Origin of the sequence: Thauera sp. 63 (genome assembly GCF_000310165.2) — a bacterium.
GTDB classification, from domain to species: domain Bacteria; phylum Pseudomonadota; class Gammaproteobacteria; order Burkholderiales; family Rhodocyclaceae; genus Thauera; species Thauera humireducens.
On the sequence record NZ_AMXC01000006.1, the window covers coordinates 1 to 18,595 of the forward strand.

Annotated in this window: 22 protein-coding genes and 1 pseudogene; 18 read left to right on the top strand and 5 right to left on the bottom strand. The window is 65.4% G+C overall.

Annotation, left to right across the window (positions count from 1 at the left end; all coding sequences use genetic code 11):
• Positions 1–101: 101 nt before the first annotated feature.
• Positions 102–302, top strand: a pseudogene (locus tag C664_RS07160) (transposase domain-containing protein); the annotation flags it as partial.
• Between the two features lie 401 nt (positions 303–703).
• Here C664_RS07160 and wrbA read toward each other — a convergent pair.
• From wrbA to C664_RS07185, 5 genes are all read right to left on the bottom strand, one after another.
• Positions 704–1,306, bottom strand: coding sequence for an NAD(P)H:quinone oxidoreductase (wrbA, locus tag C664_RS07165; RefSeq protein ID WP_004256455.1), 603 nt, complete (start codon positions 1,304–1,306; stop codon positions 704–706).
• A gap of 143 nt (positions 1,307–1,449) precedes the next feature.
• On the bottom strand, positions 1,450–2,244 hold the full coding sequence (locus tag C664_RS07170) for an SDR family NAD(P)-dependent oxidoreductase (protein WP_004256460.1): 795 nt from the start codon (positions 2,242–2,244) through the stop codon (positions 1,450–1,452).
• A gap of 20 nt (positions 2,245–2,264) precedes the next feature.
• Positions 2,265–3,041, bottom strand: coding sequence for a DODA-type extradiol aromatic ring-opening family dioxygenase (locus C664_RS07175; protein WP_269745294.1), 777 nt, complete (start codon positions 3,039–3,041; stop codon positions 2,265–2,267).
• 605 nt (positions 3,042–3,646) lie between these two features.
• The gene (locus tag C664_RS07180) at positions 3,647–3,979 is read right to left on the bottom strand and encodes a type II toxin-antitoxin system RelE/ParE family toxin (protein ID WP_004256476.1); all 333 of its coding nucleotides are present in this window, start codon (positions 3,977–3,979) and stop codon (positions 3,647–3,649) included.
• Positions 3,976–4,227, bottom strand: a complete 252-nt coding sequence (locus tag C664_RS07185; RefSeq protein WP_004256479.1) for a ribbon-helix-helix domain-containing protein — start codon at positions 4,225–4,227, stop codon at positions 3,976–3,978. Before C664_RS07185 ends, C664_RS07180 begins: the two co-directional genes overlap by 4 nt.
• A 397-nt stretch (positions 4,228–4,624) precedes the next feature.
• On the opposite strand from C664_RS07185, the gene C664_RS07190 reads away from it, so the two are divergent.
• From C664_RS07190 to C664_RS07270, 17 genes are all read left to right on the top strand, one after another.
• A complete protein-coding gene (locus C664_RS07190; RefSeq protein WP_232435075.1) occupies positions 4,625–5,002 on the top strand; it encodes an integrase in 378 nt (125 codons plus the stop codon).
• Positions 5,003–5,041: 39 nt separating this feature from the next.
• Positions 5,042–5,404 (top strand): ArsR/SmtB family transcription factor, encoded by a 363-nt coding sequence (locus tag C664_RS07195; RefSeq protein ID WP_004256487.1) that lies wholly within the window; start codon positions 5,042–5,044, stop codon positions 5,402–5,404.
• Between the two features lie 43 nt (positions 5,405–5,447).
• Positions 5,448–5,870, top strand: a complete 423-nt coding sequence (locus C664_RS07200) for a DUF2703 domain-containing protein (RefSeq protein WP_004256489.1) — start codon at positions 5,448–5,450, stop codon at positions 5,868–5,870.
• Between the two features lie 49 nt (positions 5,871–5,919).
• Complete coding sequence (locus C664_RS07205; RefSeq protein ID WP_004256493.1) at positions 5,920–6,399, top strand: arsenate reductase ArsC; 480 nt, start codon at positions 5,920–5,922, stop codon at positions 6,397–6,399.
• Positions 6,400–6,438: 39 nt separating this feature from the next.
• Positions 6,439–6,804: an arsenite efflux transporter metallochaperone ArsD gene (gene arsD, locus C664_RS07210; protein WP_004256494.1), complete on the top strand. Its 366-nt coding sequence runs from the start codon at positions 6,439–6,441 to the stop codon at positions 6,802–6,804.
• A 16-nt stretch (positions 6,805–6,820) separates the two neighbouring features.
• Positions 6,821–8,611 (top strand): arsenical pump-driving ATPase, encoded by a 1,791-nt coding sequence (gene arsA / locus C664_RS07215; protein ID WP_004256496.1) that lies wholly within the window; start codon positions 6,821–6,823, stop codon positions 8,609–8,611.
• Position 8,612: 1 nt separating this feature from the next.
• Positions 8,613–9,125, top strand: a complete 513-nt coding sequence (locus C664_RS07220; protein ID WP_004256500.1) for an arsenate reductase ArsC — start codon at positions 8,613–8,615, stop codon at positions 9,123–9,125.
• Position 9,126: 1 nt separating this feature from the next.
• The gene (gene arsB / locus C664_RS07225; RefSeq protein WP_004256503.1) at positions 9,127–10,182 is read left to right on the top strand and encodes an ACR3 family arsenite efflux transporter; all 1,056 of its coding nucleotides are present in this window, start codon (positions 9,127–9,129) and stop codon (positions 10,180–10,182) included.
• Positions 10,182–10,604 (top strand): arsenate reductase (glutaredoxin), encoded by a 423-nt coding sequence (gene arsC / locus C664_RS07230; RefSeq protein ID WP_004256504.1) that lies wholly within the window; start codon positions 10,182–10,184, stop codon positions 10,602–10,604. Before arsB ends, arsC begins: the two co-directional genes overlap by 1 nt.
• Positions 10,597–11,310: an arsenical resistance protein ArsH gene (gene arsH / locus C664_RS07235; RefSeq protein ID WP_004256507.1), complete on the top strand. Its 714-nt coding sequence runs from the start codon at positions 10,597–10,599 to the stop codon at positions 11,308–11,310. The genes arsC and arsH overlap by 8 nt, the downstream gene beginning before the upstream one ends.
• 61 nt (positions 11,311–11,371) lie before the next feature.
• Complete coding sequence (locus tag C664_RS07240; RefSeq protein ID WP_038011211.1) at positions 11,372–11,911, top strand: sigma-70 family RNA polymerase sigma factor; 540 nt, start codon at positions 11,372–11,374, stop codon at positions 11,909–11,911.
• 123 nt (positions 11,912–12,034) lie between these two features.
• Positions 12,035–14,884 (top strand): cation-translocating P-type ATPase, encoded by a 2,850-nt coding sequence (locus tag C664_RS07245; protein WP_004256515.1) that lies wholly within the window; start codon positions 12,035–12,037, stop codon positions 14,882–14,884.
• Positions 14,885–14,998: 114 nt separating this feature from the next.
• Positions 14,999–16,468: a permease gene (locus C664_RS07250; protein ID WP_004256517.1), complete on the top strand. Its 1,470-nt coding sequence runs from the start codon at positions 14,999–15,001 to the stop codon at positions 16,466–16,468.
• Positions 16,469–16,470: 2 nt separating this feature from the next.
• Positions 16,471–16,713, top strand: a complete 243-nt coding sequence (locus C664_RS07255; protein WP_004256520.1) for a thioredoxin family protein — start codon at positions 16,471–16,473, stop codon at positions 16,711–16,713.
• A 19-nt stretch (positions 16,714–16,732) separates the two neighbouring features.
• Positions 16,733–17,140, top strand: coding sequence for a rhodanese-like domain-containing protein (locus C664_RS07260; RefSeq protein WP_198291493.1), 408 nt, complete (start codon positions 16,733–16,735; stop codon positions 17,138–17,140).
• A gap of 168 nt (positions 17,141–17,308) precedes the next feature.
• Positions 17,309–18,115: a class II glutamine amidotransferase gene (locus tag C664_RS07265; RefSeq protein WP_004256524.1), complete on the top strand. Its 807-nt coding sequence runs from the start codon at positions 17,309–17,311 to the stop codon at positions 18,113–18,115.
• 95 nt (positions 18,116–18,210) lie between these two features.
• A complete protein-coding gene (locus C664_RS07270; RefSeq protein WP_004256525.1) occupies positions 18,211–18,594 on the top strand; it encodes a hypothetical protein in 384 nt (127 codons plus the stop codon).
• Position 18,595 lies beyond the last annotated feature (1 nt).

The window sequence follows — 18,595 nt, forward strand, 5'->3', positions numbered from 1 at the left end:
GCTACCACCCTTGCCTATGTCAGGCGTTGAGGGGACGTACAACGGAACCTTGCATAATCGCGGGCCGCGCATAATTGCGCTTATGCCAACCTTTGCATAAGCGCAAGAACTGGCTCTTCGCGGGGAGCCTGCGGGCGGGCCAGCGCGCGGCTGCCGTCATGAGCCTGATCCAGTCCGCGCGACTGAATGGCCACGAGCCCTTCGCGTACCTGAAGGATGTGCTCGAAAGACTGCCGAGCCAGCCCTACAGCAGGATTGGCGAACTGCTGCCGCATCGCTGGCAGCCAGCCGTCAGCGTCTGAGCGAAACGGCAAGACGGGTTCGCCGGGCGCTTACTTTAAACAGAAGCCGCTGATCGGATGAAAAGGAGCCCCCGCTGCACGAGAGATAGGATTGATCTGAGACTTGGCCTACGACCAACGCGAACCATTCGGCCTCAGCTGTCACTGGTCTGAGTGGTGAAGTCAGGCAGGAATGTGTTCGTTCACCTACCGTTCACGCGTCAGGCGACGGTGAACGGCAGCTTCCCAGGCCTGCAAGCTGGAACTGCCGACCCGTTGCTGTTCAAGTTTTCTGCAGCTCAATGAGAGGTTTTTCGGGGAACCTGCCTCCCAACTCATCACAAGCGCCTATGCGCTTGAGGCCCAAATTGCCCGAGCGCAAGTAACGTGGGCGCTCGGACCCGGGAACCTTCGGCAAGTGCTTACCCGGCGGCAAGTTTCTCGGCGATCGCCGCCACGTGCCGGCCCTGGAAGCGGGCGATTGCAAGCTCGTTCTCGCTCGGCTTGCGCGAACCGTCGCCCGCCGCGATCGTGGTTGCACCGTACGGGCTTCCACCGGTGATCTCGCTCATGATCGTCTGCCGTGTTTCCGAGTATGGAACGCCGACGATGACCATGCCGTGATGCAGCAGCGTGGTATGGAAGCTGGTGATGGTGGTCTCCTGCCCACCATGCTGGGTCGCGGTGCTGGCAAACACGCTGCCGACCTTGCCGATCAGTGCGCCCTTCGCCCAAAGACCACCGGTCTGATCGAGGAAGTTGCGCATCTGCGAGGCCATGTTGCCGAATCGGGTCGGGGTGCCGAAGATGATCGCATCGTATTCGGGGAGTTCGGCAACCGTGGCAATCGGCGCGGCCTGGTCTAGCTTGATACCGGACGACCGTGCGATCTCCTCCGGCACCAACTCAGGAACACGCTTGATCGTGGCCTGCGCGCCTGCTTCCCTGACGCCTTCGGCGACAGCAGAGGCCATCGCTTCGATGTGCCCATACGACGAATAGTAAAGAACAAGAACCTTGGTCATGACACGCCCTCCGTGGGGTGGATGGGGGATCGAGAACGGCTTATCACTGCGAGGTCCGCCGCATGGGCGGGCCTGGCATCGGTCAGTATAGGTTGGCCGCGTGGCGCGCGATGCCCAGGCGTGTCTCCTAGGCGCCCTGTGCGTCACGCGATGCTTTCGACGATACCGCCCTCGACCCGCAGAGCAGCGCCGGTGGTTGCGCTGGCTTGGGAGGAGGCCGCGTAGACGCAGAGGTTGGCGACCTCCTCGGGACTGGCGAAGCGCCGAATCAGGCTCGACGGACGGTTTTCGGCGAGGAACAAGGCCTCCATCTCCGTCGCGGAGACCCCGCGTTCCTGCGCCATGCCCGCAATGAAGGCGATTGCGCCCTCGGTGCGGGTCGGCCCCGGCAGGATGGTGTTGACGGTCACGCCGCTGCCGGCCAGGACCTTGGCCAGACCGCGGGACAGGCCCTGCAGTGCCGCCTTGCTGACGCCGTAATGCACCATCTCGGCCGGAATGTTCAGCGCCGACTCGCTCGAGATGAACTGGATCCGCCCCCAGCCGCGTGCCTTCATGCCCTGTGCATAGTGGCGCGCCAGACGCACCCCGCTCATCACATTGACCTGGAAGAAGGCCTCCCAGTCCGCGTCATCGATGTCGAAGAAGGCCTTGACGCCGTAGATGCCCAGGTTGTTCACCAGGATGTCGGCATCCGGCTCGGCATTGATCAGCGCCTGGCAACCGGCGGCCGTGCCCAGGTCGGCGACCACGCCACGGGCCTGCGAGCCCGCCCGGGTGGTTCGCAGTTGCGCCAGTGCCGCGTCGACACGTTCCTGCTCACGACCGCAGATGACGACGGTCGCACCAGCGTCTGCCAGCCCCCTGGCGATGGCGAGGCCGATGCCGCCAGTGGAGCCGGTGACGATGGCGGTCTTGCCGGAAAGCTCGATGATCATGTGTAAGTCCTCTTTGAAAGTCAGTCGAAGCGAAACGCCGACAGGGTGGTTTCCATCACCCTGTCGCTGAAGATGCATTGGCCGGCGCCCTCGCTGGCCGCGCCGGCCACCACCATCAGCGGCAGCAGGTGCTCTTCGGCGCGCGGCGGATGGCACAGCCGGGCCGATGGCGCCTGTTCCCAGGTCGCCAGAGCCTGCTCGCGCTGTGGCGCCGGGGACCCGACCGTCTGCACCAGCCAGTGGTCGAACGCGTCGGAGACCGGCCCGAAACGCGGGTCACCATAGGCGCGCATGTTGTGAAAGCTCATGCCGCTGCCGACGATCAGTACGCCTTCGTCGCGCAGCGCGGCCAGCGCGCGGCCGGCGTCCAGGTGCGCCTGTGGGTCCAGGTCATGGCGCAGCGAGAGTTGCACCACGGGGATGTCGGCGTCTGGGAGCATCAGCTTCAGCCGAATGAACATGCCGTGATCGAAGCCACGCGAGGCGTCCTGTCGGGTCGGCAGTTGCGCCTGGTCGAGCAAGCCGGCAATGCGCGCGGCGAGTTGCGGCTCTCCGGGTGCCGGATAGCGCAGTTCGTACGTATGCGGGGGAAAGCCGTAGTAGTCGTAGAACAGATCCGGTTGCCGTCCGCTGGTGACGCTGAACGCCGGCTCCAGCCAGTGGGCCGAGACCACCACGATGGCCGAGAGGCGTGCGGGCAGGGTGCTCGCCACGTTCTTCAGGAAATCCCCCATGGCGTTCCACGCGTCGGGCGGATTCCAGTCTATGAGGAAGCAGGGTCCGGCGCCATGGGGCACGAACAAGGTTTTCTTGGCTGACCCCTTCAAGCCTGGGAACGGCCGTTCATGGCAAGTGTATGGCTGACATTCGATCCTGCCCCCGAGCAGCTGCGGCTGAGTTTGTGTTCACAGTGGGCATCCCGACCATATGGGGTGCGACGGCCTACTCCCTGGGGGCATCCCTGGCTCACCTCTTACCGATATGCCGTGGATCAGCCAGCGGGTGGCTGAACGCCTGGGTGCAGAACGTGAATGCATCGCCAAGAATCGATTGTACTTCCAAGGCAGGCCGCTTGACGCAGTTGTATTCTCAATAACTCCGCAGGCTCTGACGGACGTGCTATGACGAGCGTGTGGACGTCGAGTTCAAGCTGCAGTAACTGGAGAAAGGTGCTGCAGGCTATGTCCGCGATACCATGACAGCTGCGGTTCGCCCTAACGCCGCAACCGACCTCAATGGGTCGGGCCCGGCCCGTCAGAGGCGGAGAGACCAGCCGTTCGAGCGAAGTTGTGAACGCGTCCCACGTCTCAACGAGGCGAAGTTCCGGCCAAATGCAGCCGTTGGCACGGAGCTCCGGTAAGCAGGCTGTCACAACTCGCACATGGTGTGCCAGGCGGCTGCGTCAGACGAAGCCCTCCTGGTCCTGCATCCAGGAGGGAATGTCGCGCTGGCCATGCAGTACGCGCCAGACATCGATGTGATCCGGGCGTTCAACGTAGAAAACGAGGTAGGGGTAGCCAGAAAGCACCCAGGAGCGAAGACCCGGAAGGTCCAATTCATGCCCAAAGCGAGGCGAACCCGTGCCAGGATGGCGGGCGATGTGGGTATAGGCCTGTTCTAGTGCGTCGATGAAGCCGAGCGCAACCGATGAGGAAGCCTCTTCGAGGTAGTAGGCTATCGCGTCGTCGACGTCCTGGCTGGCCTGCTCACGCGGAACGACGGACTTGACCTTCACCCGCGAGAAACCGGTTTGCCCGCCCGGCGTACCCGGTCACGCAGACCTTCGAAGTAAGTGGCATTTGCCGGTGACGCCGACGCATTGGCAGCCCCCGCCAGCAGCACTCCACGCAAGCGCTGACGATCCTGGTCCTTGCGAATCAATTCGCGCACGTACTCGCTACTGGTGCCGTAACCCCGTTCGCTCACCTGCTCGTCCACGAAGGATTTCAGGCTGTTGGGCAAGGAAATGTTCATCGTGCTCATGGACGCAGGTTAGTCCGCTTGGCAAAAATTGGCAAGAACGCACGTCGACCAGACTGCACGTCCGTCTTCGTCCCGTCACTCACGCCAGACGACCCCTCCATGCCGTGCCGATGACTGAAACGGCTCGGGTGGAGACAGCCACAGTCGACTCGCAGCGCCCCCACGCAGATCGGGGGATGGAAGTCTCAGTCCGGCCAACTGCCGTCACTCGGCGATTGCGGAACGCAGTCATCCGACCGTCTGCTGCACCCAGAGACTTGCCATTCAGCAGTCTTCCCGTGCTCGACCGGCAGGTCTGGGCCGGTTCAGCGACCGCTCGACCAATACCGGGCCACTCTCCTGGAGAAGCGCTACGTTTCACACTGGAATTCCCTTCAACCGAGAAGAGGAGTTCATCATGAACACGACGACGAACACACCGGCTACGACAGGTGGGCCATGGAACCGGGGCAAGCTCGTTGGCCAGAAGGCGCCTTTGAAGCTCAAGGAGATTTGGGCGATCCGCGTCCGCCTGCAACTGTCAACGAACCTGCGCGACCTCGCGCTCTTCGACCTTGCAATCGACAGCAAGCTGCGGGGCTGCGATCTGGTCAAACTGCGGGTACGTGATGTCGCTCATGGCGATCAGGTTGCCTCGCGCGCGATGGTGATGCAGCAGAAGACCCAGCGTCCTTTGAAGTTCGAGATCACCGCTGCTTCGCGTTCGAAGTCGCCCGGGACCGCCGAGGCATTGAGATGCAGTGCTGATGTCCGAATGCCGCAGGCCGGGCGATAATCGCTGCAAGACTTCAACGAATGTTGTATAAACGCTTTTATGGACAAGAAAGACGCACTCACCGTATTCGAATCCCTGTCGTCGGGCATCCGACTCGACGTGTATCGCCTGCTGGTGAAGAAGGGGCCGGGAGGCTTGGTCGCAGGCGAGATCGGCGCCGCGCTCGACGTGCCGCCGACCAATCTCTCCTTCCACCTGAAGGCGCTCGCACATGCCGGGCTGGCATCGGTCGAGCAGGAAGGCCGCTTCCAGCGCTACCGCGCCAACATGGCGCTGATGGTGGACCTGATCGCCTACCTCACCGCTGAATGCTGCGCCGGGCATCCGGAGCAATGCGCCGGCGTGGGCGAGGCGGTGATCTGTCTCGAAGGCAGTTGCGCACCGCAGGGTGCGGTGCAGTGAGCATGTCCGCGTTTCCAGGCCGCGCGAAAACGTGGAGGACACCATGAAAACCCTGACCATCGTCTGGCAACGGCTGGTCGACGCGGATGGCAGCACCTGCCCGCGCTGCGGCACTACGCAGCAGGCGGTCGAGCGCACCGTCGAACGGCTGAAGGCCGCACTGGAGCCGCTCGGCGTCACCCCGGTGCTCGAGGCGCGCGAGATCGCGCCGACTGCCTTCCAGGCGCAGCCGCTGGAATCGAACCGCATCTGGATCGCCGGCCGGCCGCTGGAGGACTGGCTGCAGGGCACGAGCGGCGCGAGCCGCTGCTGCGATGCCTGCGGCGATGCCGATTGCCGCACCGTCGAAGTCGATGGTGCGACCTACGAAGCGATTCCCGAGAGCCTGCTGGTGCGCGCCGCGCTGATCGCCGCGTCGCAACTTCTGGATCCGACGCTGCAGAACACGACCGAGAGCGGTGCATGAAGCAGCCGGCCGCCGGGAATACGATCGATCCTCACCACCCATCCGACCGATGAACGTCCTCTTCCTCTGCACGGGCAACTCGTGCCGCTCCATCCTCGCCGAAGCCACGTTCAACCACCTCGCGCCCGCCGGCTGGAAGGCGATCAGCGCGGGCAGCAAGCCCGCCGGCTACGTGCATCCGCACGCACTCGCGCTGCTGGCACGTGAGGGCATCGCCACCGCGGGCTATCACAGCAAGTCGTGGGACGATCTACCGCTGACGCCCGACATCGCCGTCACCGTTTGCGCCGACGCCGCGGGGGAAACCTGCCCGGTCTTCCTCGGGCCGGTGGTGCGCACGCACTGGGGCGTGGAGGATCCGGCGCATGCCGTCGGCACCGACGTAGAGATCGGTGCCGCCTTCATCACGGCCTACCGCATCCTGCGCGTCCGCATCGAGGCCTTCCTCGCGCTGCCGCTGGCCGAACTGGCGCAAGATCGCGCACGCTTGAAGGCGGAGCTGGACCGCATCGGCACGCTGCTGCCGTAATTTTTTTATCAATGATTCAACCTTCGATGGAGTTTCGAAATGGCCAGCATCCAGATGTTTGATCCCGCCCTGTGCTGCAGCTCGGGCGTGTGTGGTGTCGACGTCGATGAGGCCCTGATCCGCGTCGCTGCCGACGGCGAATGGGCGAAGCGTAACGGGGCACAGATCGAGCGCTTCAATCTTGCCCAGCAGCCGCTGGCCTTCGCCGACAACGCGGTGGTGAAGGGCTTCCTCGAACGCTCCGGCGCCGAGGCCTTGCCGCTGGTGCTGGTCGATGGCCAGCTCGCGCTCGCCGGCCGTTACCCTACCCGCAGTGACCTGGCGCGCTGGGCCGGGATCGCCGAGCCGGCGAAGCTGAAGCCGATTGCCGATTCGAACTGCTGCTCCGGCGGCCGCTGCTGCTGATCACCGAGGGCCGACCATGAAATTCCTGACCGATCCGCCGCGCTTCCTGTTCTTCACCGGCAAGGGCGGCGTGGGCAAGACCTCGATCGCCTGCGCGGCCGCCGTCCATCTGGCGACCTCGGGGCGGCGCGTGCTGCTGGTCAGCACCGACCCGGCGTCCAATGTTGGCCAGGTGTTCGGCATGGCGATCGGCAACTACATCACGCCGATCGCAGCGGTGCCGGGCCTGGCCGCGCTGGAGATCGACCCGCAGGCGGCGGCGCAGGCCTACCGCGACCGCTTGGTCGGGCCGGTACGCGGTGTGCTGCCCGACGCCGTGGTGAAGGGTATCGAGGAGCAGTTGTCCGGCGCCTGCACCACCGAAATCGCCGCCTTCGACGAATTCACCGCGCTGCTCACCGACGTCGAGCTGGTGGCCGACTACGAGCACATCCTGTTCGACACCGCGCCCACTGGCCACACGATCCGCCTGCTGCAGTTGCCGGGTGCGTGGAGCGGCTTTCTGGAGGCGGGCAAGGGCGATGCGTCCTGCCTCGGCCCGCTGGCGGGGCTGGAGAAGCAGCGCACGCAGTACCGCGCCGCGGTGGACGCGCTTGCCGACCCGGCACGCACCCGGCTGGTGCTGGTCGCGCGCGCGCAGGCGGCGACGCTGCGCGAAGTGGCACGCACCCACGAGGAACTCGCCGCGATCGGGCTCACACAGCAATATCTGGTCATCAACGGCGTGCTGCCGGCTGAAGAGGCCGCAGGCGATGCGCTCGCCGCGGCGATCGATGCCCGCGAGGCGCAGGCGCTCGCGGCCGTGCCGCAAACGCTTGCGGCGCTGCCCGGTGATCGCATTTCACTGAAGCCCTTCAATCTGGTCGGTCTCGATGCGCTGCGCGGCCTGTTTGACGACGCGCAGACCGGTGAGTCCGCGCGGGATCCGTTGGGGTCGTTGCCCGATCGGATCGAGATGCCCGAACTGGCGAAGCTGGTCGACGCCATCGCCGCCGACGGCCACGGTCTCGTCATGCTGATGGGCAAGGGCGGCACCGGCAAGACCACGCTGGCGGCAGCGATCGCGGTGGCGCTGGCGCAGCGCGGCCTGCCGGTCCATCTGACGACGTCCGACCCCGCCGCCCACCTGGCCGAGACGCTGGACGGGTCGCTGCACGATCTCACCGTCAGCCGCATCGATCCGCAGGCCGAGACCGAGCGCTACCGCCAGCAGGTGCTGGCGACCAAGGGCGCCGGTCTCGACGAAGCCGGCCGTGCGCTGCTCGAAGAGGATCTGCGCTCGCCCTGCACCGAGGAGATCGCGGTGTTCCAGGCCTTCTCGCGCGTGATTCGCGAGGCGGGGCGCAAGTTCGTCGTGATGGACACGGCGCCCACCGGGCACACCCTGCTGCTGCTCGATGCCACCGGCGCCTACCACCGCGAGGTGGCGCGCCAGATGGGCGGCACGGGCATGAACTTCACCACGCCGATGATGCAGCTGCAGGATCCGAAACGGACCAAGGTGCTGATCGCCACGCTGGCCGAGACCACGCCGGTGCTGGAGGCGGCAAGCCTGCAGGCCGACCTGCGCCGTGCCGGAATCGAACCCTGGGCCTGGGTCGTTAACGCCAGCGTCGCGGCGGCCGACACCCGCTCGCCGCTGCTGCGCCGTCGCGCCATCGCCGAGTTGCGCGAGATCGACACGGTGGCCACCCGCCACGCGGCCCGCCTTGCGGTGGTGCCGCTGCTGCAAACCGAGCCGGTCGGCGTAGAGCGCCTGCTCGAGCTGGCCGGTGAATCCAATTCCAGAATCACAAGCGGAGCCTGAAATGTCCGAAAGGATCTACAACGTGCTGTTCCTGTGCACCGGGAACTCCGCACGCAGCATCATTGCCGAGGTGGCGCTCAAAGAACTCGGCAAGGGCCGCTTCAAGGCTTTCAGCGCCGGCAGCCACCCGCTCGGCATCGTGCATCCGATGACGCTCGAGGTGTTGCAGGCGCAGGGCTACGACACGGACGGCCTGCGCAGCAAGAGCTGGGACGAATTCGCCCGGCCGGATGCGCCGGTAATGGACTTCGTGTTCACCGTGTGCGACCAGGCTGCCGGCGAGGTGTGCCCGGTATGGCCCGGCCAGCCGATCACCGCGCACTGGGGCTTTGCCGATCCGGGCCGCGTAGAAGGCAGTCGCGAGCGCAGGCTCAATGCCTTCAGGCAGACCCAACAGGAAATCGTCAATCGCCTCCGCCTGTTCCTGAGCTTGCCGATCGCCAAGCTCGACCGCCTGGCCCTGAAGCGCGAGGTCGACCAGATCGGCCGCCGTAACCCGCCCCAGGAGAGCTGACATGGGACTGTTCGAACGCTATCTGACCGTCTGGGTCGCGCTCGGTATCGTCGCCGGCGTCGCGCTGGGCCTCGCCACACCCGATGTCTTCCAGGTCATCGCCGGGCTCGAGATCTATCACGTGAACCTGGTGGTGGCGGTGTTCATCTGGGTGATGATCTACCCGATGATGATCCAGATCGACTGGCATGCGGTGAAGGACGTGGGTAGGCGGCCGCGCGGCCTGATCCTGACGCTGGTGGTGAACTGGCTGATCAAGCCGTTCACGATGGCCGCGCTCGGCGTGCTGTTCTTCCAGTACCTCTTTGCGCCCTGGGTCGATCCGCAATCGGCCAGCGAATACATCGCCGGCATGATCCTGCTCGGGGTGGCGCCGTGCACCGCGATGGTGTTCGTGTGGAGCCAACTGGTGAAGGGCGACGCCAACTACACGCTGGTACAGGTGTCGGTGAACGACCTCATCATGGTCGTGGCCTTCGCGCCGATCGCCGCCTTCCTGCTCGGCGTCACCAACATCACGGTGCCGTGGGAAACGCTGGTGCTGTCGACCGTGCTGTACGTGGTGCTGCCACTGACCGCCGGCATGGCCACACGGCACGCGCTCGAGCGCCGTTCGACGCACGCGGTGGCCGACTTTGTCGCCCGGCTCAAGCCCTGGTCCATCGTCGGTCTAATCGCCACCGTGGTGCTGCTGTTCGGCTTCCAGGCCGGCACCATCGTCGCCCAGCCGCTGGTGATCGCGATGATCGCGGTGCCGCTGATCGTGCAGAGCTACGGCATCTTCGCCGTCAGCCTGATCGGCGCGCGCATGTTGAAGCTGCCGCACAACATCGCCGGCCCCGCCTGCCTGATCGGCACCTCCAATTTCTTCGAGCTGGCGGTGGCGGTGGCGATCTCGTTGTTCGGCCTGAACTCCGGTGCCGCCCTGGCCACCGTGGTCGGCGTGCTGGTCGAGGTGCCGGTGATGCTTTCGCTGGTGGCCATCGTCAATCGCACCCAGCACTGGTTTGCCTACGCCCCCCAACCCAAGTGTGTGCTGAAAGAGGAAATACGCTGATGAGCGACATCACGATCTACCACAACCCGCGCTGCGGCACCTCGCGCAACACGCTGGCGATGATCCGCAACAGCGGCGAGGAACCGACTGTAATCGAATATCTGAAGACGCCGCCGACGCGCGCGAAGCTCGTCGAGCTGATCGCTGCCGCCGGGCTTGGCGTGCGCGGCATCATGCGCGCCAAGGAGGCGATCTTCACCGAGCTCGGCCTCGGCGATCCGCCTAGGACCGACGACGAGCTGATCGACGCGATGATGGCGCATCCGATTCTGATCAACCGCCCGATCGTCGTCAGCCCGCTCGGCACCCGGCTGTGCCGGCCCTCGGAAGTGGTGCTCGAGATCTTGCCGCAGGCCCAGCGCGGCGCCTTCGCCAAGGAGGACGGCGAGCAGGTCGTCGACGCGGAGGGGCGCCGTGTCTGAGCCCCTGCCCAACATCGACCCGGCCCTGTTCCGCGTGCCCGACTCGGCACAGCTGCACAGCGCGCAGCGCTCGACCCATCCGCCGCGCATCCTGCTGCTCTACGGCTCGCTGCGCGCGCGCTCGTTCAGCCGGCTGGCGACGGAGGAGGCCGCCCGCCTGCTGCGCGCGATGGGCGCGGAGACGCGCATCTTCAACCCGAGCGGCCTGCCGCTGCCCGACGATGCACCCGACACCCACCCCAAGGTGGTCGAGCTGCGCGAACTCGCTCAGTGGGCCGAAGGCATGGTGTGGTGCTCGCCCGAGCGCCACGGCGCGATGACCGGCATCATGAAGACGCAGATCGACTGGATTCCGCTGTCCGTCGGCGCGGTGCGCCCGACCCAGGGCAAGACCCTGGCGGTGATGCAGGTGTGCGGCGGATCGCAGTCGTTCAACGCGGTCAACCAGATGCGCGTGCTGGGGCGCTGGATGCGCATGCTGACCATCCCCAACCAGTCGTCGGTGGCAAAGGCTTTCCTCGAGTTCGACGACAACGATCGCATGAAGCCTTCGGCCTATTACGACCGCGTCGTCGACGTCATGGAGGAACTGGTCAAGTTCACCCTGCTGACGCGCGACATCGCGCCCTATCTCGTCGATCGCTACAGCGAGCGCAAGGAAAGCTCGGAGGCGCTGTCGAAGCGGGTGCAGCAGCAGTCCATATGACCTCGACTGACCTAAGTCCGTTGGATCTGCCGGGTGGTAAAACTGGACGGGACTCCCTTGGATGACGTTTCCTTGTCTGTTGGATGCCTGGTCGGCACATGAGGCCGAACTGCTGCGTTACCTTCGTCATCACATCCGCCCACCGTCGGAAGCGGAAGATGTGCTGCACGATCTCTTCCTCAAGGCTTTGCGCCAGGGCGAACACTTCTGCGAAGTGAATAATCCGCGTGCCTGGCTGTTCGAGGTGGCGCGCAACGTGGTGGTCGATCATGCCCGACGGACCCGCAATGGCGAGCCCCTGCCCGAGGATCTCGCCGCACCTGAATTCGAGGTCGCGATGGTCGAGCAGCTTTCGGCCTGCCTGCCGCGCGTGCTGGCGGAGTTGTCGGAGGAAGATCGCGAGGCCATCAGTCTGTGCGACATCGGCGGCATGACGCAGATGCGCTTTGCCGAGCTGAAGGGGCTGTCGCTGCCGGGCGCGAAATCCCGCGTCCAACGGGCGCGGCAGCGCCTGCGCGAACAGTTGCTGTGCGCCTGCCAGGTCCGGTTCGATAAAAGCGGAAAGGTGTGCTGTTTCGTGCCGAGGCCGCCCCTGGGCTGAACCCTCGCGTGTGAGTGCATCCTTCCTGACCGATCCGCGTCTTCATCGTCAGGACCGCGCAGAATCGCCAGGGAAGTATTTCGCAAGCGACACCCGTTACGTGGTGGATCATGCTCATGCCGGATGCCCAACTCGATCATGGCCAGGGAATGCACATGCAGTGATGCCAGCCGGCTCGGGATCGTCGAGATCGCCGAGGCCTTGCGCACGGACGTCGAGCGTGGTCTGGACGCGGCGGAGGCCCGCGTCCGCCTTGCCCGCGGTGGGCGCAATGAACTGCGCGCGGCACCTGCCGTTCCGGCCTGGAAACGGCTGCTTGCGCAATTCCACGATCCGCTGATCTATCTGCTGCTCGCGGCGATCGTCGTCACCCTCGTGGTGTGGGAGATCGAGGGGCAGGCGGGCTGGCCGTTCGATGCGATCGTGATCGCAGTGATCGTCGTGCTCAACGCGATCCTGGGCTTCGTGCAGGAGGCGAGGGCAGAGAATGCCGCCGCCGCACTGGCGAAGATGACCCAGGTGAGCTCGGGTGTCATCCGCGACGGAACCTTGCTGCGCATCCCGAGCGCAGAACTGGTGTGCGGCGACCTGCTGGTGCTGGCGGAAGGCGATGCCGTGGGCGCCGATGCCCGTCTGGTGCGCGCGGCCACGCTGTTCGTGCAGGAGGCGTCGCTGACCGGCGAGAGCGAGCCGGTGCTCAAGGACGTGGCCACCCGGGCCGATGCGGCGTCGATCGCCGACCAGCGCAACATGGTGTTCAAGGGTACGGCGGTCGTGCGGGGCACCGGGCTCGCGCTGGTGACGGCGACCGGCATGGAAACGCAGATGGGTGGGATTGCCGCCCTGCTGGAAGGCACGCAGGAGGATCCGACCCCGCTGCAGCGGGAGGTGGCGCGCATCGGCCGAATGCTCGGCCTGGCCGTGCTGATCATCGCGGCCATCGTGGTCGCGGCGATTGTGCTGACATCGGAGATCCGCAGCGCCACCGATCTGCTCGGCGTGCTGCTGCTGGGCGTGTCGCTCGCCGTCGCCGCCGTCCCCGAAGGCTTGCCCGCGATCCTGTCCGTCGTGCTCGCGCTCGGCGTGCAGCGCATGGCGTCACGCAACGCGATCGTCAAGCGCCTGTCCTCGGTCGAGACGCTCGGGTCCGCGTCGGTGATCTGCTCGGACAAGACCGGCACGCTGACACGTTCCGAGATGACCATCGTGCGCGTGGCGACCCTGTCGGGCAGCACCGAGGTCAGCGGCGTCGGCTATGCGCCCGAAGGCGAAGTGCAGCAGGCGGGCAAGGCGCTGGTCCACGGGGCGCTGCACGCCGAGCACGTCGTGCTGCTGTCCGGCGGCAGCCTGGCTGGCAACGCTGACCTTCGCCAGGCTGCCGACGGCGCCTGGGAGATCCAGGGCGACCCGACCGAAGCGGCCTTCCTCGTGGCCGAGCGCAAGCTGGGTGTGCACGAGCGCCGGCACCGCCGCTTCGAGCGCGTCGCCGAGGTGCCGTTCACGTCGGAGCGCAAGATGATGTCGGTGATCGCCATAGACCACGAGCACGACGATGCGCGGGTGGTGATTGCGAAGGGCGCGCCGGACGTGCTGCTCGAGCGCTGCACGCACGCCCGTGTCGGGCTCGATGCGGTCGAACTCGACGACGCCTTGCGCGCCCGCTTGCTGGGCGAGGTGGACGCGATGTCGGATGCCGCGCTGCGCCCGCTGGCGGTGGCCTACCGGCCGCTGAGCGGGGGCGAGGATGCGGGGACGGGCGAGGCGCTGGAAACAGGCCTGATCTTCGTCGGCACCGTCGGCATCATCGATCCGCCGCGCGAAGAGGTGGCGCAGGCAATCGCCGATGCGCATCGGGCGGGCATCCGCGTGATCATGATCACCGGGGACCATCCGCGCACCGCGGCTCGCATCGCCGCCGACCTGGGCGTCGTCAAGCCCGGGGCGAAGGCGATCACCGGCATCGAGCTCGACGCAATGGACGATGCACGTTTTGCGGAGGCGGTGCGCACGACCTCGGTCTTCGCCCGCGTTGCGCCGGCGCACAAGCTGCGCATCGTCGATGCGCTGCAGACCGACGGCCAGGTCGTCGCCATGACCGGCGACGGCGTCAATGACGCGCCGGCGCTGAAGTCGGCGGACATCGGCGTGGCGATGGGGCGCACCGGCACCGAAGTGACGAAGGAGGCAGCCAAGATGATCCTGGCCGACGACAACTTCGCCACCATCGTCGAGGCGGTGCGCGAAGGACGGGGCATCTTCGACAACATCACCAAGTTCCTGCGCTACCTGCTGTCGTCCAACATGGGCGAGGTGCTGACGATCTTCCTCGGCGTGATCGGCGCCGGCGTGATCGGCCTGCAGGCTGGCGGCGAGGCGCTGGTGCTGCCGCTGCTGGCGACGCAGGTCCTGTGGATCAACCTGCTCACCGATTCCTGGCCGGCGATGGCGATGGGCGTCGATCCCCACACCGACGACGCGATGGCGCGCAGTCCGCGACGCCCGAACGAGCGCGTCATCGACGCCCGCATGTGGATGGGCGTCGTGCAGATCGGCCTTGTAATGTCGTTGGCCACGCTGCTGACCATCGACCTGTTCCTGCCCGGCGGGCTCATCGAAGGCACGCACGACATCGGCACCGCACGCACCGCCGGCTTTACGGTGCTGGTGTTCGCTCAGTTGTTCAACTGCTTCAATGCGCGCTCTGCCGTCACCAGCGCGTTCCATCGACCGTTCGTGAATGGGTGGCTGTGGGGGGCGGTGGCGCTATCGGCGCTGTTGCAGGTGGCGGTCGTTCATGTCGGATTCCTTAACCAGGCGTTCGGCACCGTGCCGCTGAGCGGCGAGCAATGGCTGATCTGCCTGGCGATGGGCAGTACGGTCCTTTGGTTCGGAGAGTCGCGCAAGTTCATGCTGCGGCTTGCGCGAGGTTCGGCGACTGCATCCTTTTCGCCGGGCGTGCGTCACCATTTATAAGGCTGCTTGTCCTCGACCATCCACTCGGTTAGCGTGAGGTCTCGGACCTAACGTTCTCGGACGAAAGGTCGGTCGCAGGCCGGGTAGGAAGATTTTCTCGCCGGAGTTCGTGTCATGGACACCATGCTTTCCTGGGTTCTCCCCGTCTTCTACGGCGGGCTGGGCAATCTGGCCGCCTATCTGGCGGCGCATGTGCTGCTGTGCCTGCTCCCGGCCTTCTTCATCGCCGGCGCGATGGCGGCGCTGATCCCGAAGGAGACCGTCACCCGATTCCTCGGGCGCACCTCCAGCAAGGCCGTGTCGTATCCGGCAGCCGCGGCGGCAGGCTCGCTGCTGGCGGTGTGTTCGTGCACCATCGTTCCGCTGTTCGCCGGCATCTACAAGAAGGGCGCAGGACTCGGGCCGGCGATCACCTTCCTGTTCTTCGCCCCGGCGGCCAATATCCTGGCGCTGGTCTACACCGGCGGCATCATCGGCCCCGACTTGGCGATCGCGCGCTTCGTGCTGTCGCTGATCTTCGGCATCGGAATCGGGCTGATCATGGCGCTGATCTTCCGCGCCGACGATGCCGCGCACGATCTGGCCACGGACAGTCCATTCGCCTTGCAGGGCGAGGGCATGGGGCGTACGTCGCTGGTGTTCCTGTTCGTCTGGGTTGCGCTGCTGCTGGCGGGCACGTTGAAGCTCGGCGTGCTGACCGGCACCTACGTCCATATCGAGCTGCCGCTGGGGGATGCGCAGGCCTGGCAGGGCGTGCTCGATCGACTCGTCCCCTACGACGCGGCGAAGGGCGAGGAGGGCGTATCGGTGCAGGGCGTGGTGCTGATCGCGCTGTTGGCCGCGATTGGGCTGAGCGCGTGGCGCGGCTTCGAGAACATCCAGAACGGTGCCAATGCGTGGACGTGGACCAGTCTCGGCCTGATCGCCGTGACGCTGCTGGTGGCCGCGCTGTCGGTGCAGGCCGTGCCCGAAGGCCTGCGCGTGGGCATGACCGGCAAGTTCTTTGCGGTCGCCATCAGCCTGGCCGCGCTGTATGCGATCGCCCGCCACCGGCTGTCCGAACAGGAACTGGGCGACTGGTTGTGGGAGTCGTGGCGCTTCGTGAAACAGATTTTCCCGCTGCTGGTGATCGGCGTGTTCATCGTCGGCATGATCCGCGTGCTGATTCGCCCGGAATGGATCGAGATGGTGGCCGGCACCAACTCGGTGGCCGGCAACCTCGCCGGCGTCGCGTTCGGTGTGTTCATGTACTTTCCCACCCTGGTGGAAGTGCCGATCGCGAAGATGTTCCTTGACCTCGGCATGCACCGCGGGCCGCTGCTGGCCTATCTGATGTCCGACCCCGAACTGTCGCTGCAGAGCATGCTGATCATCTCGGCCATCATCGGGCGCAAGAAGACGGCCACCTATGTCGGACTGGTCGCGCTCTTCAGTGCGACGGCCGGATTCACGTACGGCGCCTGGATCGACGGCACGTCGCTGCTTTCGCTCGCCCTGTATCTGGCGGGCTTCATCGCCGCGCTGGCGGTGCTGCTGTCGCTGGCCAGCCGTCGCTCGACCGCACCCTCACTGAAAGGAGTCTGATCATGCTCAGCATCAAGGTTCTCGGTCCCGGCTGCGCCAACTGCCGCAAGCTCGAGGAAGTCGCGCGCGAGGCGGTCGCCGCCACCGGCGTGGAGGCGGAGATCTTCAAGGTGACCGACATGCAGCAGATCATCGCCTACGACGTGCTGAAGACGCCGGGGCTGGTGATCAACGAAAAGCTTGTGTCGTCGGGCCGCATCCCGACTCCGGTGAGCGTTGCCGAGTGGATTCGGGCGGCCGGGTAAGTTCGAAGGAGAACGGATCATGGAAATGCCTGCTGCCCCTGCCCCTTTGCCAGAACCCCGCCAGTGCTGTCCGACGACTACCCGCAAGCGGATCGCTCAGGAGAACGTCCTGCTTGTCGATGTGCGCGAGCAAGCCGATTTCGACCAACTGACGCTCGACGTGCCCGAAATCGTGAACATTCCATTCAGTGTGTTCGAAGAGCGCTTTCCTGAATTGCCGCGCGACCGCGAACTCGTGTTGGTCAGCGCCGACGGGCAGAACAGCCTGAAGGCGACGTATTACCTCATGCGGCACGGTTACACCAAGGTCGCGAACATGAGCAACGGCGTCGCCAAGTGGCTTTACCGTGGCTTTCCGGTCAAGGGGGATCCTGCCGCCTTTGTCACCGCGTCCCCCGAGGGCGCGTCGGGTTGTTGTGGCGCGTAGGTTCAGAGACAGGCGTTCGAAAATGGCCACGCAGACATCAAGGTCGGCCAATCGGGAGAGTCCGCTGTGATGCCGTACTCGCTCGTTATCGAACGGATCGTATCTACCCGTGCCACTCGTGATTCGACATCACTGCCGCATTGTGTTGAAGGTGCGAGGGCGTGAAATATGTGCGAACTCTTGGGGATGTCCAGTCGGAACCCCGTCCAACTCACCTTTTCGCTGGAAGCCCTCGCTTCTCATAGTGCGCCTCCGGGCAGCCATCGTGAGGGCTGGGGGGCTGCCTTCTATCAGGACAAGGACGTTGCGCTCTTTCGCGAACCCGTTGCGGCCAGCGAGAGCGCACTTGTTCGCTTTCTCGAACAACAGGGGTCGCCCACATCGCTTGCGATTTCGCATATCCGGCACGCAACGCGGGGGCCGGTCAGTCTCGCGAACACCCAGCCCTTCGTCCGCGAGTGCATGGGGCGGATGCATGTCTTTGCGCACAACGGCGACCTGCCCGGCATCGAGCGCTCTTCCAGCCTGTGCTACGACCGTTATCGCCCGATCGGCGAGACGGATTCCGAGCATGCCTTCTGTGCGCTGCTGGAGCGGTTTGCGGGCTTGACGGTCATCCCCCCTCTTGACGAGCGCTTGTCATTGCTCGCGGGGTTTGCCGCAGATCTGCGCAAGTTAGGGCCCGCCAATTTCCTTTACGCCGATGGCGACGCGCTTTTTGCGTTCGGTGATCGCCGCACACAACCCGGAAGCGCTGCGAGAGCGGCGCCCGGTCTCGTCATGCAATCCTGCGTGTGCGTCGACGGCAAGCGGGAGATCTGTGTCCGTGGGCTCTCGATTTCCCCAGGCTTTCAGGAAGTAACGCTGATCGCCAGTGTTCCGCTTATTCCTGCTGATACGATCTGGCGTTCGTTTCAAGAGGGCGAACTGATTGCTGTCGCCAACGGGCGCGTGCAGGGTGCGACGGGAGTCTGATCGGCGGCGCAATCGCCTCGCCACCGAGTTGTGTTCCCGGGTCGGTCGTTTCGGCGCATTCTTTGCCCGCCGTTCGATAACGAGAGGAGACGAAGATGGAACTATTCAAGCAGATCCTGGCGTCCTTTGAAGGAAGCATTCCCAACGACAGCAAGACCTTTGCTGCGATTGCGCGCGGGGCGGGCCCGGAGGAGGTGTCCGCCTGCGCGGCATCGGAAGGGCTGCATGCGCTGGCAGGCGCGCTATTCGAGGCCTGCGAGGAAGGTCTTGCCCAGGATGATGCGCCGCGCCCGCTCAGCGACGTGGTCGATTCACGGCTGCGGGAGTTTCGGGAGCAAATACCGCCTGATTGCAGGACCGCCCAACTGATCGATGCGAAAGCATCACTCGAGGAAATCTCCGAGGCGGCAGAGTCCGAAGGCCTGCATTCGCTCGCCGCCTTGCTGGCGGAGGTGGAGCAGGGAAGGGGCGCTGACTGAT